Raw genomic sequence first — 17,059 nt, 5'->3', positions numbered from 1 at the left:
CTTCGAAGTAACGCATTTCGGCTCCCTCTCCCCCGGCGGGGGGAGAGGGTTGGGGTGAGGGGTCTCTCAAAAATCACCCCCATCTCCCCTGATGCATCTGACATTCACATCGATTTCGGTCGAAAACTCACATCACTGCAAAAGCATGTCGTCACAGCCAGTAAAGACGCGAAACTTTCCGCGTGTCCAGCGTGCGTAAAGGTCAGCTCCCAGAGGGAGAGGGAGCGAAGCAGGCGTCTTTTGACGTGCTGCTCGGACACGCTCGAAATACTCTCAGCCTCTGAGTTTCGCCATGACTCGTTTTCGCAATGCCCTGCTCGGCGCCTTTCTCCTCACCCTGCTCTTGATCGCAGGCGGCGCCTACTGGCTCTTTGGCAATCTCGATTCGATCGTGCAACGCGCCATCAGCCGCTACGGCAGCCAGATGACGCAGGCCACCGTCAAGGTCGAGGAAGTGAAGATCAGGACGGCCGACGGTCTAGGTGTCGTGCGAGGGTTGGTCGTCGGCAACCCCGAAGGATTCAAGACCGCGCACGCGCTGAAGGTCGGCGTGATCGAGGTGGCGATCGACATCCGCACCGTCGCCGACCCGGTGGTCGTCGTGAAGCGCATCGTGATCGAAGCTCCCGACGTCATTTATGAAAAGGGTGCCGCGGGAACGAACTTCGAAGTCATCCAGCGCAACATCGCGCGCTCGCTGGCGAGCGGCAGCGCGGGCGGATCGCCTTCTGGGCCAATGTCCAAACCCGCCCGCAAGATCATCATCGACGAATTCATCATTCGAGGCGCCCATGCCCAGGCGACGACGCCGGCAATGCTCGGGCAATCCGTATCGGCGACTTTGCCGGACATCGTTCTGCGCAATCTCGGACGCGAAGAAGGTGGTCTCACGCCAGCGCAATTGGGCGACCGCATCGCGAAGGCGATCAGTCAGCGGCTGCTGGCCAGCCTTGGTTTCGATCGCGTGCTGAAGTCGATCGGGGATCGAATGAAGGGCTTGTTCGGACGCTGATCCGAAAGCAGGCAGGCTTCACCGGCTTTCTCCCAAGGGTTAGGGGGTGTCGAGGCTTCGATGCACGACTAGACTCCGCGGGGCCTTTGATCTCGGGCAGATCAACGGAAGACCGGGCAGGTGCTTAGGTCAATCAACCCCTTCAAGTCTTTCAACCAATCAAGGTTCGTGATGACAAAAACAAGCAATAGGCAAACATGTGTGATGCTCGGTGCATTCATCTCGGCGAGCCTCAGTGCCGCGCCGGCAATGGCCCTTGAGTTCCCGCTGCTTGCGCACGACCTCCACCCAGGCGAGCGGATCGTCACTGCCGTCCATGCCACAGGCGGTGGCCCGCAAACAGGCGCCAAGGACTTGCGCATCCTCCGCCATGTCGCCGACAACAACTGGCAGGTGCTGAAAGCAGGCAAGACTGACGATTCCGTCAACAGCAACTACCTGATCTATGGCCGCCCGGTCTATGCCATGGCCAGCGGCCAGGTGATTGGCTGCTGGCGCAATGCGCCAGAGAACACGGGACACACCAAGCATCCCGAGAACGCCACGGGCAAAATCTATCTGCAAGGCAATCATTTGTGGATCAAGCAGACGGACGGCAAGATTGCGCTGTACGCCCACGCCCCCACCGGCGACATCCCGTCCAGCCTGTGCCCTCACAACGGGACACTGCTGACCGGCAAGGCGCAGGGCGGGCCGGTCTGGACGGAGCCCGAGGCCGCCGTCACCAACGGCGCCACCGTCACCGCCGGGCAACTGCTTTACCACGTTGGCAATTCAGGCAACTCGAGCGAGCCGCACCTGCACGTCCACGTTGTCGATACGTCGAATACCTGGCAGCCCATGAAGTTCGCTCGCGGCCAGACCACGCCATTCAACAACACGGCCAGCCTCAACGGTCCTTGGACCCGGCTCCAGGGTAGTGCGCTGCCGAGCGCGACGATCCTCGTTTGGCCACCGCACCCTGTGGGCAACTGGACGTACAACGGCATCGAGGCCGCGGCCTACCAGCGCGTCTTCGATCACTTCGTCGATTCGGGCGTCATGGCCGATACCGTCAGCTGCAAGAACAACGGCGCCACCTACGACACCACCTGGATTCCGGCCAAGGGCAGTTGGGTCTCGCACCACGGCATGAGCATTGCGGACCACGCGGCAAAGAACCTGGAATACACCAAGCAGGGATACAAGGAAACTTCGGTCTACACCTGCGGTTCGGTGATGGCTGCGATCTGGCGCAAGTCTGAGCTTTAAGCGGGAAAGGAGCCGGCTTACACCCCCCCTTTTTCAGGCACGCAAGCACTCTCCGTTCGGGCTGAGGTATCGAAGCCTCAAACCGCGGTAGAGGGCTTCGATACCTCAGCCCGAACGGGATGGGGGTCAGCCCGAACGGGACGGCGGTCAGCCCGAACGGGATGGGGGTCAGCCCGAACGGGATGGGGGTCAGCCCGAACGGGATGGCGGTCCGCCCGAACGGGATGGGGGGTCAGCCTGAACTGGGAAATATTCCAAGCCTGCCCTACTAAATCTTCCCTCTACTGCGGCCGCTGCATTGGCAAGGCGGAGTTCGTGCCCTCGCTCAACAGGCTTTGCGCGCTGTTTCCAGCCGCGTCGCTCGCGCGCAGGTCGGCACCTCGGGCGGCCAGGGCCTTGAGCACTTCGATTCGTCCGAACAGCGCCGCATACATGGCGGGTGTCTGTCCGGCATTGTTGCGCTGGTTCGGATCGCAGCCTGCCTTCATGAGCATCCGCGAGATGGTCAGCTCGCCCTTGAAGATCGCGCCCATCAGCGCGGTGTTGCCGCGCGCGTCGGTGGCGCAAGGATTGGCCCCTGACTCGATCAGCAGCCGGGATGCGTCCTCGTGCCCGTGATAGGTGGCCAGGATGAGCGCGGTGTAGCCCTTGGCGTCTCGCATCTCGAGGTCATACCGGGCGGCGACGAACTCCTTCAGCATCGCGACATCGCCACGGCGCGCGGCGTCGAAGAAATAGTCCTTCAGCGCCTGCTTGATGTTGGCCTCGTCGCGCTCGGCCACCGCAGCGACGCCGGGCGGCTGCGCTGCGGTGACGCTCGCGGCCGTCGCCGCGAGCGCAAAGACCAACGCCATGAAGCCGTGCTGAAGCACAAGCGTGCGGAATGGCGTCATCGGATTCCTCGCTCGATTCCGATCACTCGCTCAGCGTCGCTGCGAGTTGCTGCACCTGCTTGGCGTCGGCATTCACCGCCTTGGCCAAGGCCGTACCGTACTGGCTGTCTGCCTTATAGAAGTGGGACAGCATCGTGAGCTTGGTCGTCGCGTCCTTGACCTGCCCCAGGTCACCGGCCAGGTTCGCGACCAGGTTCGCCTGCTCCTGCTTCGACAGTGAGCGATAGAAGTCGCCCGACTGCCGGAAGTTCAAGGTCTTGGCGATGCGGGCTTGCTGCACGCTGCCACTCAACGCCTGCACGCTGTAGCGGAACGCGACGTCCTGGGGCTTGGGCGATTGGCGCGAGGGCTCGTAGTTCACCTTGCCGTTGCGCGAGCCGCCGTTCGAGCCGCCGTCCTGGTTGTTGTTGTTCACCGCCACTTTCGAGGCGTTGATCGGCAATTGCAGGACATTGGCGCCGACACGATAGAGCTGTGTGTCGCCGTAGCTGAACACGCGTCCCTGCAGCAGCCGGTCCTCCGAAGGCTCGATGCCGGGCACCAGATTGCCGGGCGCGAAGGCGGCCTGTTCGGTTTCCTGGAACACGTTGGCGGGGTTGCGGTTCAGCGTCATCGTGCCGACCTTCACCTCAGGTACGTTGGGCCAGACTTTGGTGGGATCGAGCGGGTTGAAGTCGAAGCTGTCGAGCTGCTCCGGCTTCAGCAACTGCACGTACAGGTCCCACTTCGGGAAATTGCCGGTGTTGATGGCGTCGATCAGGTCTTCAGTGGCGTGGTTGAAGGTCTTGCCCTGAACGGCGGACGCATCCTTGGCCGTCAGGTTTTTCTCGCCCTGAAGGCTCTTCCAGTGGAACTTGATGTAGGTGATGCCGCCCTGCCCGTTGACGAACTTGTAGGCATGCACGCCGTTGCCGTCCATCGTGCGATAGCTGGCGGGAGTGCCGAGGTCCGAGTACAAGCGCGTCAGCATGTGCGTGGACTCGGGCACGTGGGAGAAGAAATCGAAGAAGCGGTTGGGGTCCTGCACATTGGTGTCCGGGCTGGGCTTCAGGCTATGAACCATGTCCGGGAACTTGATCGCGTCGCGGATGAAGAACACTGGCAGGTTGTTGCCGACCAAGTCCCAGTTGCCTTCGGTCGTGTAGAACTTGGTGGCGAAGCCACGCGGATCGCGCAGCGTCTCGGGGGAGTGATTGCCGTGGATCACGGTGGAGAAGCGCACGAAGACCGGCGTGCGGGTGCCGGGAACGAACACCTTGGCGCGCGTGACGTTGGAGAGATCGCCGGAGGCGACGAATTCGCCGTGCGCGCCGGTGCCTCGTGCATGGACCACGCGCTCGGGCATGCGTTCGCGGTCGAAGCGCTGCAGCTTCTGGATGAGTTGTACGTCCTGCAGCAGAACCGGCCCTCCGGGGCCTGCGGTCTGCGAGTTCTGGTTGTCCCCGACGGGCGCTCCGTTGTCGCGGGTGAGGTTTTGCGCCAAGGCCAATGACGAGTAGCCGAGGAACCCGGCCAAGCCGAGTGCCACGACTGGAACGTAACGAGGAAGCTTTTGGAACATGCTGTGCCTTTCTAGGTTTTTGATAGTGGGTCGCAGCTTATGAACTGATGCCGGCGGCGGGAAATTGGGATCTTCTATTTGCGCGATCGACAAGCATGATTGCCCTTGGGCGGCCTGTGGGCGTTCGACGAATCGAAGCTCTGGAAGCGAAGCTTGGTATGTGCAGACCTGCCGCCCTTCTTTACATCCCTTGACCCTGCTGCAGCACGCGGGATACGCACGGTCACCACAGTAGCGTCATCTTCCCTTGCATTTCCTGCTGCAATAGCGTCGACAGGGCCAGCGGGAGTGTCATTTGCTGGTGCAGCTTGGGCGACGCTCAGGGCGAGTGCTGCCCGTCTCATTCGCGAAGAAAGTAAAAGTAAAGCCATGGAAGAGCAACACGAGGAACAACACAAGGGCCATCCGCATCCCGGAACGAGCCTGGTTCCTGCACCCGCTGGTGGCAGCGTGCCAACGCGGCGGCATCGTTGGTTGGGCAGTGTGATCGCGATCCTGGCGCTGGCTGCGCTGGCCGGATTCGCCTGGTACTTGACCCATCCGACAGCCGCAGCCGATGGTGCATCCGGAGCCAGCGCGGCCGGCCGCGGTGGTCCAGGCGGTGGCGGCGGACGAGGCGGGCGAGGCGGCCCCGTCACCACCGTCGGCGTGGCAAGCGCCGAACTGGCCGACATCCCCATCTGGCTCGATGCCCTCGGCACCGTCACCCCCTCGGCCACCGTCACCGTCAGACCGCAAGTCTCCGGCGTGATGAAACAAGTGATGTTCAAGGAAGGCCAGATGGTGCATGCCGGTCAACTCCTCGCCATGATCGACGCGCGCCCCTTCGAGATGGCCGTCATGCAATCCGAAGGCCAGCGTCTGCGCGATCAGGCGCAGCTCGACAACGCGAAGCTGACCTTGCAGCGGTTCCAAACGCTGCTGCAGCAAGACTCGATCGCGCGCCAGGACGTCGACACGCAGGCCGCATTGGTGAAGCAGCTTGAAGGCACCGTCATGTCCGACAAGGCGTCTGAAGGCACGGCACGCCTGAACCTCAACTACACGCGCATCGTGGCGCCGGTGAGCGGACGAGTGGGCTTGCGCAGCGTGGACGTCGGCAACGTGGTGTCTCCGGGCGATGCCAACGGCATCGCGGTCATCACGCAGCTGGCGCCCATCGACGTGGAGTTCTCGGTGCCGCAAGACCGCGTGCCCGACGTGGAACAGCGTGTGGCCCAGGGCGCGACACTGCCTGTGACGGCTTACGACAGGACGCGCACCAAGGAGCTCGACAAGGGCACCTTCTCGACACTCAACAACCAGGTCGACACGCAGACTGGCACCGTGCGTGCGAAGGCACGTTTTGCCAATCCGAAGAGCACGCTCTTCCCCAGCCAATTCGTGAATGTGCGCGTGCTGCTCGACACGATTGCGGGTGCCGTTGTCGTGCCCACCACGGCCTTGCGGCATGGCAGCGACGGTGACTTCGTCTATGTGTTGAACGACGACCGCACGGTGGCGCTGCGCAAGGTGACACAGGGACAAGCCACAGGAGATCGCGTCGCCATCGCGTCGGGACTCGCGATTGCAGAGAAAGTCATCACCGAAGGCGCGGACCGATTGAAGGACGGCGCTCGCGTGCAGCTGCCCGACGACAGGCCCGCATCCGGCGCTTTCGGCGGGCGCGGCGGCGCATGGGGCAACCGGGCCTCGGGCCCGCGCGGCGGCGGTTCTTCGCCATGGGCAGGACGCGATCGGGCCGGCACGGCAGCTGATGCAGCCAGTGGTGCTTCAAATGGCGCGAGCCGCCCGCATCGTCGGCACGCGAGCGAAGTGGTGGTGCCATGAGATCGATCCGGACCTCCAGGATTTGGCTCGGAACAATGTCCCAGACTCCATTCGATCTGACCCTTCGACAGGCTCAGGACAGGGTACGCCTCACGGCGTATCGAAGCCTCAACCCGCGGTGGAGGGCTTCGATACCTCAGCCCGAACGGGGATGGGTGCAGGGTGAGCGAAAGCACGGTGCTCGCGGGCAGTTGTCCGGCCTCAACTCTCGGTGGGGGGCTTCGATACGCCGTGAGGCGTACCCTGTCCTGAGCCTGTCGAAGGGTCAGCCCGAACGGGGATGGGTGCAGGGTGAGCGGAAGTACGGTGCTCGCGTGCGGTTGTCCGGCCTCAACTCGCGGTGGGGGGCTTCGATACGCCGTGAGGCGTACCCTGTCTTGAGCCTGTCGAAGGGTCAGCCCGAACGGGGGTCGGTGAAGGGCGAGCGGAAGCACGGCCATCGCGTGCAGTTATCCGGCCTCAACTCGCGGTGGGGGGCTTCAATACGCCGTGAGGCGTACCCTGTCCTGAGCCTGTCGAAGGGTCAGCCCGAACGGGGATCGGTCCTCACCCGGCGCGACACACAATGAGCCCGTCACGCCCCTTCATCCTGCGCCCGGTAGCAACGTCCTTGCTGATGCTTGCGATCGTGCTCGCGGGCATGGTGGCCTTTCGCTTCCTGCCTTTGTCGGCATTGCCGCAGGTCGACTACCCCACCATCCAGGTGCAAACGCTCTACCCCGGCGCGAGTCCCGAAGTGATGAGCCGCACCGTGACCGCACCGCTCGAAAAGCAGTTCGGCCAAATGTCGGGCCTGCAGCGCATCAGTTCGACCAGCGCCGCCGGTGTGTCCATCATCACCTTGCAGTTCTCGCTCGGCCTCGTGCTTGACGTGGCCGAGCAGGAAGTGCAGGCGGCCATCAACGCGGGCAACTCGTCCCTTCCCGCCGACCTGCCCGCGCCGCCGGTGTACGCCAAGGTCAACCCCGCCGACGCGCCGGTGCTCACGCTCGCCATCACGTCCGAAACGCTGCCGCTCACCGAGGTGCAGAACCTCGTCAACACGCGACTCGCGCAGAAGATCAGCCAGGTGTCTGGCGTGGGCCTCGTGACGCTGTCGGGCGGGCAACGGCCCGCCGTGCGCATCCAGGCCGACACGCAATCGCTCGCGTCCTACGGCATCGGGCTCGACACGGTTCGCAGCGCCATCAGCTCGGCCAATGCGAACAGCGCCAAGGGCAGCTTCGACGGGCCGACGCGTTCTTACACCATCAACGCCAACGACCAGTTGCTCACGGCGGACGACTACAAGAATCTGATCGTGGCGTTCAAGAACGGCAGCGCGATTCGCTTGTCGAATGTGGCACGCGTGGTCGACAGCGCAGAAAACGTCAAGCTCGGCGCCTGGGCAAACCTGAAGCCAGCGATCATTGTCAATGTGCAGCGCCAACCAGGCGCCAACGTCATCCAGACCGTCGACGCAATCAAGAAGCGACTGCCGGAACTGCAGGCCGGTCTGCCTGCCGCCTTGCAGGTCGACGTGCTCAGCGACCGCACCGCCGGCATCCGCGCCTCCGTCAAGCACGTCGAGATCGAACTCGTGCTCGCCGTCGTGATGGTGGTGCTCGTCATCTTCGCCTTCCTGCACAGCGTGCGCGCCACCGTGATCGCGAGCCTGGCCGTGCCCATCTCGCTGATCGGCACCTGCGGCGCGATGTACCTGCTTGGCTACAGCCTCAACAACCTGAGCCTGATGGCACTCACCATCGCCACCGGCTTCGTGGTCGATGACGCCATCGTAATGATCGAGAACATTTCGCGGTACATCGAGGAGGGCGAACCTCCGATGGACGCGGCCTTGAAAGGTGCGACACAAATCGGCTTCACCATCATCTCGCTGACGGTGTCGCTCATCGCGGTGCTGATCCCGCTTCTCTTCATGGGCGATGTGGTGGGCCGGCTATTCCGAGAGTTCGCCATCACGCTTGCCATCACCATCCTCATCTCCGCCGTCGTGTCGCTCACGCTCGTGCCGATGATGTCGGCGCGCTGGCTGCGCCATGACGAGCATCCGCATGGCATCGGGCAGCGCATCCAGCGAGGTTTCGATCATGTGATCTCGCGCTATGACCTGGCGCTGCAATGGGTGCTGCGCAGGCAGCGCGCCACGCTGTGGGTGGCGCTCGCAACCTTCGCACTGACGGTGTTTCTCTATGTCGTGATTCCGAAGGGGCTCTTCCCGACGCAGGACACCGGCCAGTTGCAAGCCCGCATCGAAACTTCGCAGTCGGTGAGCTATGCGCGCATGGCCTCGTTGCAGCAGGCGGCGGCCAAGGCGATTCTCGATGACCCGGATGTCGCCAACCTCGCGTCATTCATCGGAGTCGATGCAGTCAACAACACCATGCTGCATACAGGTCGCATGCTCATCAACCTGAAGACTGCAAGAGGCGACAAGCAGCAGCAGACGATGGACCGACTGCAGCAGCGCGTGCGGCAGGTGGCCGGCGTGACGATGTACCTGCAACCCACACAAGATCTGACCATCGATGCAGAGAACGGGCCGACGCAATACCGCGTGTCGATCGAAGGTGCCGACGACGCCACGGTGGCGCTGTGGGCGACGAAGCTCGCGCAGAAGCTGCAGGACGTGAAGCAAGTGCGCAACGTCGTGTCGGATGCGAATGCTCGCGGCCTCGCGATGCAGATCGACATCGACCGGGACACCGCCTCACGCCTGGGCGTCAGCGCGTCGACGGTGGACGACGCGCTCTACAGCGCCTTTGGCCAGCGCATCGTCTCGACCATCTTCACCGAGACGAACCAGTACCGCGTGATTCTCGAAGCCCGGCCGGATGCAATCGCAAGCCCCCAGTCGATCGGCAACCTGCACGTCCCGACGAGCGGTGGCGAGCCGACGCCTCTTTCGGCCATTGCCAACATCCACGAGGTCGAAGCGCCGCTGCAGATCACCCACGTCGCGCAGTACCCGGCGACGACCATCGGGTTCGACACGGCGGACGGTGTCTCGCTGGGCGGCGCAGTCGATGCAATCCGTGCCGCGGCCAAAGACATCGCCCTGCCCCCCAGCGTGAGCATGACCTTCCTGGGCGCCGCTGGAGCGTATGAAAAGTCGCTGTCCAACCAGTTGTGGCTGATCCTCGCCGCCATCATCTGCGTGTACATCGTGCTGGGCGTGCTGTACGAGAGCTATGTGCACCCACTCACGATCTTGTCGACGCTGCCTTCCGCCGGCGTGGGTGCCCTGCTCGCGCTCTTGATCGGCGGCCATGACCTGGGCGTGATCGGGATCATCGGCATCATTCTTTTGATTGGCATCGTGAAGAAGAACGCGATCATGATGATCGACTTCGCGATCGATGCTGAACGCAATGATGGCAAGGCACCCCAGGAGGCCATTCACCAGGCGGCGCTGCTGCGCTTCAGGCCCATCCTCATGACAACCATGGCTGCTCTGTTCGCCGCGCTGCCGCTGATGTTCGGCTGGGGCGAAGGCGCGGAGCTGCGCCGCCCGCTGGGTCTTTCGATCTTCGGCGGGTTGATCGTGAGCCAGCTGCTCACGCTCTTCACGACGCCTGTGATCTATCTTGCTTTCGATCGGCTGGGAGCCCGATTGCGCGGAGGGCGTCGCCCTCACCCCAACCCTCGCCCGGCGGGAGAGGGAGCAGCAATCCTTCCACCTCTGGAGGAAGGTCGGGATGGGAGTCCGGGTCGATGAATCTCTCGTCGCCTTTCGTCAGTCGGCCCATTGGCACGGTGCTGCTCACCATCGGCATTGCGCTCGCGGGCGTGGCGGCATTCTTCGTGCTGCCTGTGTCGCCTTTGCCGCAGGTGGACTACCCCACCATCTCCGTGTCGGCAAGCATCCCCGGCGCCAGCCCTGAGACCATGGCGACCAGCGTGGCCACGCCGCTTGAACGACGACTCGGCATCATTGCCGGCGTGAACGAGATGACCTCGTCGAGCGGTCGCGGCTCGGCCCGGGTGAGCCTGCAGTTCGACCTCGACCGCAAGATCGACGGTGCCGCACGCGAGGTGCAGGCCGCCATCAATGCCTCGCGCGCCGACCTGCCCGCCACGTTGCGCAGCAACCCGACCTATCGCAAGATGAACCCGTCGGATTCGCCGATCGTCATCCTCGCGCTCACCTCGAAGACACGCACACCGCAGCAGATCTACGAGGCGGTGTCCAACATCGTCCAGCAGAAGGTGGCGCAAGTCGACGGCGTGGGCGACGTGGAGATTGGCGGCGGCTCGCTTCCCGCCGTGCGTGTAGAGTTGAACCTGCTGGCGCTCAACCGCTTCGGTGTGCCGATGGAAGATGTGCGCGCAGCCATCCAGGCGTCGAATGCGACGCGCCCCAAGGGCAGCATCGAATCGGATGAGCGCCGGCTGCAGATCTACACCGGCGCCGGCGGGCACACCGCGGCCGACTTTCGCCCACTGGTGGTCGCGTGGCGCAACGGCGCCGCGGTGCGCTTGAGCGACATCGCCGAAGTGACCGACGGCCCCGAAGACGTGCGTACTTTGGGCCTCTTCAACGGCAGCCCCGCCGTCATCGTGCTCGTGACGCGGCAGCCCGGCGCCAACATCATCCAGACGGTGGACGGCGTTCGCGCGCTGCTGCCGCAACTGAAGGCGCAACTGCCGAGCGACATCGATGTGCAGGTTGCATCGGACAGCACGAACTCCATTCGATCGTCGCTGCACGAAATCGAAATCACGCTGCTGATTTCCATCGTGCTCGTCGTGCTGGTCGTGAGTGTCTTCCTGCGCAGCGTTCGCGCGACCATCGTGCCGGCGGTGGCCACCATCGTGTCGCTGCTGGGGACACTGGGCGTGATGTACCTGCTCGGCTTCAGTCTCAACAACCTGAGCCTCATGGCGCTGACGGTGGCCACCGGCTTCGTCATCGACGATGCCATCGTGGTGCTCGAGAACACCACCCGCCACATCGAGCAAGGCATGGACCGACTTCAGGCCGCCTTGCTCGGAGCGCGCGAAGTCGGCTTCACGGTGCTGTCGATCAGCCTGTCGCTGGTCGCCGTGTTCATTCCGCTGCTGTTCATGGGTGGACAAGTGGGACGTCTCTTCCGCGAGTTCGCGATCACTCTGTCGGCGGCGGTGATGATCTCGCTCGTCATTTCGCTGACCACCTCACCGATGATGTGCGGCTGGCTTCTGCGCCCGCCACAGAAAAAGACCAAGCCGCCAGGCCGACTCGCGCGCATCGCCGAATGGGGCTATGCACGCACGCTGCGTGTCTACGAACACAGCCTCGATTGGGCGCTGCACTCGAAAGCGCTCGTGATGCTCATCTTGCTGTCGGTCATCGGACTCAACGTGTGGCTCTTCATCGCAGCGCCCAAGGGCTACTTTCCTCAGCAGGACTCGGGACAGTTGAACGGCGGCCTTCGTGCCGACCAGAGCATTTCGTTTCAGGCGATGCAGTCCAAGCTGCGGCAACTGGTCGACATCATCAAGGCCGATCCTGCAGTGGACACGGTCGTCGGTTTCACCGGCGGCTCGCGCGCCGGTGGCGGCTTTCTCTTCGTCAACCTGAAGCCGCTGGCCGACCGGAAGATCGGCGGGCAGGCGGTGATTTCGCGGCTGCGTCCGCAACTGGCGCGTGTTACGGGCGTGAGCTTGTTCCTCAACCCTGTGCAAGACCTTCGCATGGGTGGCCGGCAAAGCAGTTCGACCTATCAATACACCTTGAAGAGTGACAACGCCGCCGATCTGAAAATCTGGGCTCGCAAGCTTGCGGATTCGATGAAGCAGCAGCCCGCGCTCACCGACGTCGACACCGATCAGGAGGAGAACGGTGTCGAATCCTTCGTCAACATCGACCGCGACACTGCGGCACGGATGGGCCTGACCAACCGCGACATCGACAACGCGCTTTACGATGCCTTCGGGCAGCGGCAGGTGGCAACGCTGTATGACCAGTTGAATCAGTATCACGTCGTCATGGAAGTGGACCCCAAGTTTGGACGGAGTCCGGCGGCATTGAACGACGTGCACGTGCCCTCCAGCAAGACGACCAGCACATCGGCGACATCATCGGCAGCGTCCGCCGCAGCCGCCACGCCCACCATCAGCGCCAACCCCGGCCTGCGCGACGCTTCCACCGGTGCCAGCGTCAACACCCGCGTGAGCTCGATGGTGCCGCTGCCGGCCATCGCACGTTTTGCAGAAGCGTCAACGCCCAGCAGCATCAACCACCAGGACGGCGAACTCGCCACCACCGTCTCGTACAACCTCGCTGAAGGCAGCACGCTCTCGGATGCCCGAGAAGCCATCGCGCAGGCGGCCGCCGACATCGGCTTGCCGACCAATGTGCGGGGCAGCATGCAAGGAACAGCCGCCGCCTTCCAGCAGACGCAGAATCAGCAACCCCTGCTCATCCTCGCGTCGCTGGTGGTCATCTACATCGTGCTCGGGGTTCTGTACGAAAGCCTTGTGCACCCGATCACTGTGCTGTCTACCCTGCCCTCGGCTGGCGTGGGTGCAGTGCTTGCGCTCTTGATGTTCAAGATGGAGTTCTCGCTCATTGCATTGATCGGCGTGTTCCTGCTGATCGGCATCGTGAAGAAGAACGCCATTCTCATCATCGACTTCGCTCTGGAAGCAGAACGAGCGCGCGGCCTGAGCGCCTTCGACGCCGTACGCGAAGCCTGCCTGCTGCGGTTCCGCCCCATCATCATGACGACCTTGGCTGCGGCATTGGGCGCCCTTCCACTGGCCATCGGATTCGGCGAAGGCGCAGAGCTCAGACGGCCCTTGGGCATTGCCATCATCGGCGGACTCATCGCCAGCCAGTTGCTCACACTGCTCACCACCCCGGTGGTCTACCTGCTGATGGACAAGCTGCGCCGCCGCGGCGCGAACGAACGCCTGCTGAGTGTCCGCGGCGAGATGCCGCTGGCCGCGGCCGCGGCCGAGGGCGAAGCGCGATGAACACGATGACAACCACTCGAACTCCCCTTGCGGCCGCCGCGGTGCTGGCCTTTCTGCTGTCGGCCTGTGCCCACGCGCCCAATGCCGAGGCGCCAACGGTGCCGACGTCCGCATCTTTCAAGGAGGTGCCGCCGGGATGGATCACCGCCGCCCCGGCCGATGCGCTCGACCGCGGACCATGGTGGACCTTGTTCAACGACGCTGCGCTGAACGAACTCGTGCAACGCGTGGAGGTGTCGAACCAGAACGTCGCCGCTGCTGCCGCGTCCTACGCGCAAGCACAGGCACTCGTGCGCGAGCAACGGGCCTCGCTGTTTCCGACCTTGTCCCTGAGCGGCGGCGCGTCGCGCTCGAGTGGCGGCAGCTCGCTCCCGGGCACCGGCACGAAGTACCAGATCGGGCTGGGTGGCAGCTGGGAACCAGACTTGTGGGGACGCTTGAGCGGTGGCGTGAACGCAGCAGGGGCCAAAGCGCAGGCCAGCGCTGCGGACCTCGCGTCCGCGCGCCTGGCGGCGCAGGGCGAACTCGCCACCAACTATTTCTCGCTTCGCGAAACCGATGCTGAAGCCGCGTTGCTGCGCACCACGATCAGCGCCTACGAGCAATCGGCCAGGATCACCAAGAACCGATACGACGCCGGAATCGCACCCAAGAGCGACTTGCTGCAGGCGCAAACACAGCTGGCGAATGCGAAGGCCGATCTCGCAGGGCTCGAGCAGCAGCGCGCGAAATTGGAACATGCGATGGCTGTGCTTGTGGGCGAGGCGCCCGCAAACTTCGCGGTAGTGCCGGTGGAGTGGAAACCATCGCCCATTCCTGCGGTGCCCTTGGTCGTGCCGTCGGCGCTTGTGCAACGTCGACCGGACATCGCTGCCGCGGAGCGTCGAGTGGCCGCTGCCAACGCCTCCATCGGCGTCGCTCGTGCGGCCTTCTTTCCGACCTTCAACCTGAGCGGCAACCATGGCTTGGGGGCAGCAAGCATCGGCGATCTGTTCAGCGCGTCAGCCGCGACCTGGTCCTTGGGCCTGTCGCTTGCGCAGACGCTGTTCGATGCCGGGACACGCAGCGCTCGCGTTGACGAAGCACGTGGCGCGTGGGAGCAAAGCGTGGCGCAGTATCGGCAGACTGTGCTCACCGCCTTTCAGGAAGTCGAAGACCAGCTCGCCGCCGCCCGTGTGCTTGAACAGCAGGAAGCCTTGCGGCGGCAGGCCTCCGAGGCGGCCGACCAGACCGAGCAGCAGGTGATGAATCGCTACAACGCCGGCCAGGTGAGCTACACCGAAGTCGTGACGGCGCAGGTGTCAGCGATGAGTGCGCGCCGTGCAGTGGCGCAGATCGCGGCGAGCCGGCAGAACGCGGCGGTGGCCTTGATTCGGGTGTTGGGTGGGGGTTGGAAGGTGAGCTAGTGTCGCGTCAAGCCACAAATGCCGGCGGCTCGCTTGCTCTCGTTCTTGGAACGGATATTCTGGACAGGCCTTGCGCCGTGGATCTCACGCCGCGGCCGCTGCGATCGGGCGTTCGCTAAAACGATCGTTTTTTGAAACCACGACAACGCGGGAAGACGATGGGAAAAGCAAGCAGACGAAAAGAATACGGCCGCTCACAGAGCAAGATCTCGCATGCCTTGGCCGCGCTTCTGACGGCCGAGGTTCCCGAGGGATCTCCGCTGGACGAATATCGGGCCGCGCTGGAGTTCATTGTTCTCGCTTGGAACGTCAGCCTCCTGAAAGGCGACGAACGAGCCGATGCGCTCCATCAATTGGCCGTCACCAGAGAAGGCGATGACGCCGCAGTGCAGCGCGAGGCACTGGATCAGATCGGGGATCAAATCGACAGCTTGATTGCCAGAAAGCAGGCGATGTTCCCCCACGACAAGCGCATCGTCCTGGCTGCGGAGGTTCAGTTCCGGGGGAGGGACCAGCTCCATGTCACAGGTGTTGCGAGCGCCTCACCTGTGAAACTCGACGCAGTACCATAGTCGTTCTCACGCAATGTGAGAGGCTGAGAGTATTTCGATCATGCCCGCTCATCACGCCAAAAGACCCCTGCTCGTCGTTGCAAATGCTCGCCATAGCACGAACTATGGCTGCGCTTTGCGCCTAGATCAGGCGCCTTTTGACGTGCTGCTCGGGCACGCTCGAAAAACTCTCAGCCTCTGAGTCCTGGCCGATGTAATGACACCATGTCCGACACCACCACCTCCCCGATCCGTCTGACGGGTTTCTCGCATGGCGGCGGCTGCGGTTGCAAGATCGCGCCCGGCGTGCTCACGGAAATCCTGAAGAAGAGCGCCGGCGGCCTGATCCCCAAGGAGCTCATGGTCGGTATCGAAACCGCCGACGACGCCGCGGTGTACCGGCTCAACGACGAACAGGCGCTGATCGCCACCACCGACTTCTTCATGCCTATCGTCGATGACCACTTCGACTTCGGGCGCATCGCTGCCACCAATGCGATCAGCGACATCTACGCGATGGGCGGCAGGCCAATCATGGCCCTGGCGCTTGTCGCCATGCCGATCAATCAACTGCCTGTCGAGGTCATCGGGCAAATCATTCGCGGTGGCGAGTCGGTGTGTCGCGAAGCCGGCATTCCGATCGCCGGCGGCCACACCATCGATTCAGTGGAACCGATCTACGGACTCGTGGTGATGGGCCTCGTGCATCCGGACAAGGTCCGCCGCAATGCAGATGCGAAGGCGGGCGACGTGCTGGTGCTCGGCAAGCCCCTGGGTGTGGGCGTGTTGTCGGCAGCACTCAAGAAAGGGAAGCTCAGCGACGCGGGCTATGCGCGGATGATCGCGATCACGACCCAACTCAACAAGCCGGGCGTGCAGTTCGCCGAAATGGCGGGGGTGCATGCCATCACGGACGTCACGGGTTTTGGACTGGCAGGACACGCACTGGAGATGGCGCGTGGTGCGGGTCTGGGTGCGACGATCGAATGGAGCAAAGTGCCCTTGCTCGAAGGCGTCGCAGAGATGGCCGCCGAGGGATTCATCACCGGTGCATCGGGCCGGAACTGGGCAGGCTACGGCCAGGACGTGACACTGGCTGCGTCCCTGCCAAAGCTGACCCAAGACCTGCTGAGCGACCCGCAGACATCCGGCGGGCTGCTGGTGAGCTGCGCGCCGGAAGCTGTCGACGAGGTGCTGCGGGTGTTTCGCGACGGGGGTTTCCAGCAGGCGGCGGCTATCGGCCAGATGCAGGCGGGCGATGCGCGGTTGACCGTCCTGGCCTGAGAGGCTGAGAAGCTGAGTGCAGTACGTCGACACCGCATCGACACCGGCTGGCCGCCTTGGAAGATCTCGTCATGCAGGCCCACCTCAATCGCCGCCAGATTCATACTCACGCCTCAGAGGCTGAGAGTTTTTCGAGCGTGCCCGAGCAGCACGTCAAAAGGCGCCTGATCTAGGCGTAAAGCGCAGCCATAGTGCAGAGAGTCTTTAGTCTAGTGCAGAGAGTCTTTAGTCTGGCGGACGCGGCGCCCCGGTCTCCGCTGACGGCACGGCGTGACCGCCGCGGCCGGTAGGCTAAAGATCCCGTTGCACTG

General features: G+C 63.6%; 10 protein-coding genes. 8 read left to right on the top strand and 2 right to left on the bottom strand.

What is annotated here, in order from left to right; translation table 11 throughout:
• Nucleotides 1–292 precede the first annotated feature (292 nt).
• Together AC30NL_RS10375 and AC30NL_RS10370 are read left to right on the top strand one after the other, a co-directional pair.
• On the top strand, nt 293–1,012 hold the full coding sequence (locus AC30NL_RS10375; RefSeq protein ID WP_489463922.1) for a hypothetical protein: 720 nt from the start codon (nt 293–295) through the stop codon (nt 1,010–1,012).
• Nucleotides 1,013–1,261: 249 nt separating this feature from the next.
• On the top strand, nt 1,262–2,263 hold the full coding sequence (locus AC30NL_RS10370) for a hypothetical protein (RefSeq protein ID WP_489463921.1): 1,002 nt from the start codon (nt 1,262–1,264) through the stop codon (nt 2,261–2,263).
• Nucleotides 2,264–2,544: 281 nt separating this feature from the next.
• Here the strand turns inward: AC30NL_RS10370 and AC30NL_RS10365 are convergent, their stop codons facing one another.
• Together AC30NL_RS10365 and AC30NL_RS10360 are read right to left on the bottom strand one after the other, a co-directional pair.
• Entirely contained in the window at nt 2,545–3,156 is a 612-nt protein-coding gene (locus AC30NL_RS10365; protein WP_489463920.1) for an ankyrin repeat domain-containing protein, read from the bottom strand.
• A gap of 22 nt (nt 3,157–3,178) precedes the next feature.
• Nucleotides 3,179–4,717 carry a catalase gene (locus AC30NL_RS10360; RefSeq protein WP_489463919.1) on the bottom strand — a complete coding sequence of 513 codons (1,539 nt, stop codon included), beginning with the start codon at nt 4,715–4,717 and terminating at the stop codon, nt 3,179–3,181.
• Nucleotides 4,718–5,086: 369 nt separating this feature from the next.
• On the opposite strand from AC30NL_RS10360, the gene AC30NL_RS10355 reads away from it, so the two are divergent.
• The 6 genes from AC30NL_RS10355 to selD all read left to right on the top strand — a co-directional run bounded on the left by AC30NL_RS10355 (nt 5,087) and on the right by selD (nt 16,748).
• The gene (locus AC30NL_RS10355) at nt 5,087–6,547 is read left to right on the top strand and encodes an MdtA/MuxA family multidrug efflux RND transporter periplasmic adaptor subunit (RefSeq protein ID WP_489463918.1); all 1,461 of its coding nucleotides are present in this window, start codon (nt 5,087–5,089) and stop codon (nt 6,545–6,547) included.
• Between the two features lie 565 nt (nt 6,548–7,112).
• Nucleotides 7,113–10,265: an efflux RND transporter permease subunit gene (locus AC30NL_RS10350; RefSeq protein ID WP_489463917.1), complete on the top strand. Its 3,153-nt coding sequence runs from the start codon at nt 7,113–7,115 to the stop codon at nt 10,263–10,265.
• The gene (locus AC30NL_RS10345) at nt 10,262–13,507 is read left to right on the top strand and encodes an efflux RND transporter permease subunit (RefSeq protein WP_489463916.1); all 3,246 of its coding nucleotides are present in this window, start codon (nt 10,262–10,264) and stop codon (nt 13,505–13,507) included. Before AC30NL_RS10350 ends, AC30NL_RS10345 begins: the two co-directional genes overlap by 4 nt.
• 5 nt (nt 13,508–13,512) lie before the next feature.
• Nucleotides 13,513–14,913, top strand: a complete 1,401-nt coding sequence (locus AC30NL_RS10340) for an efflux transporter outer membrane subunit (protein ID WP_489463915.1) — start codon at nt 13,513–13,515, stop codon at nt 14,911–14,913.
• A gap of 158 nt (nt 14,914–15,071) precedes the next feature.
• The gene (locus tag AC30NL_RS10335) at nt 15,072–15,485 is read left to right on the top strand and encodes a hypothetical protein (protein WP_489463914.1); all 414 of its coding nucleotides are present in this window, start codon (nt 15,072–15,074) and stop codon (nt 15,483–15,485) included.
• Nucleotides 15,486–15,689: 204 nt separating this feature from the next.
• On the top strand, nt 15,690–16,748 hold the full coding sequence (selD, locus tag AC30NL_RS10330; protein WP_489463913.1) for a selenide, water dikinase SelD: 1,059 nt from the start codon (nt 15,690–15,692) through the stop codon (nt 16,746–16,748).
• The last annotated feature ends 311 nt before the right edge of the window (nt 16,749–17,059 follow it).

It is taken from the genome of Rhizobacter sp., from assembly GCA_021153565.1.
Taxonomy (GTDB): domain Bacteria; phylum Pseudomonadota; class Gammaproteobacteria; order Burkholderiales; family Burkholderiaceae_C; genus Albitalea.
The sequence above is the reverse complement of the archived record's forward strand: the minus strand, read 5'-3'. Positions and strand labels throughout refer to the sequence as shown.

Coding starts and splice junctions, on each gene's coding strand:
- AC30NL_RS10375 (WP_489463922.1), top strand. CDS start 293: ATGACTCGTTTTCGCAATGCCCTGCTCGGCGCCTTTCTCCTCACCCTG.
- AC30NL_RS10370 (WP_489463921.1), top strand. CDS start 1,262: ATGGCCCTTGAGTTCCCGCTGCTTGCGCACGACCTCCACCCAGGCGAG.
- AC30NL_RS10365 (WP_489463920.1), bottom strand. CDS start 3,156: ATGACGCCATTCCGCACGCTTGTGCTTCAGCACGGCTTCATGGCGTTG.
- AC30NL_RS10360 (WP_489463919.1), bottom strand. CDS start 4,717: ATGTTCCAAAAGCTTCCTCGTTACGTTCCAGTCGTGGCACTCGGCTTG.
- AC30NL_RS10355 (WP_489463918.1), top strand. CDS start 5,087: ATGGAAGAGCAACACGAGGAACAACACAAGGGCCATCCGCATCCCGGA.
- AC30NL_RS10350 (WP_489463917.1), top strand. CDS start 7,113: ATGAGCCCGTCACGCCCCTTCATCCTGCGCCCGGTAGCAACGTCCTTG.
- AC30NL_RS10345 (WP_489463916.1), top strand. CDS start 10,262: ATGAATCTCTCGTCGCCTTTCGTCAGTCGGCCCATTGGCACGGTGCTG.
- AC30NL_RS10340 (WP_489463915.1), top strand. CDS start 13,513: ATGACAACCACTCGAACTCCCCTTGCGGCCGCCGCGGTGCTGGCCTTT.
- AC30NL_RS10335 (WP_489463914.1), top strand. CDS start 15,072: ATGGGAAAAGCAAGCAGACGAAAAGAATACGGCCGCTCACAGAGCAAG.
- selD (WP_489463913.1), top strand. CDS start 15,690: ATGTCCGACACCACCACCTCCCCGATCCGTCTGACGGGTTTCTCGCAT.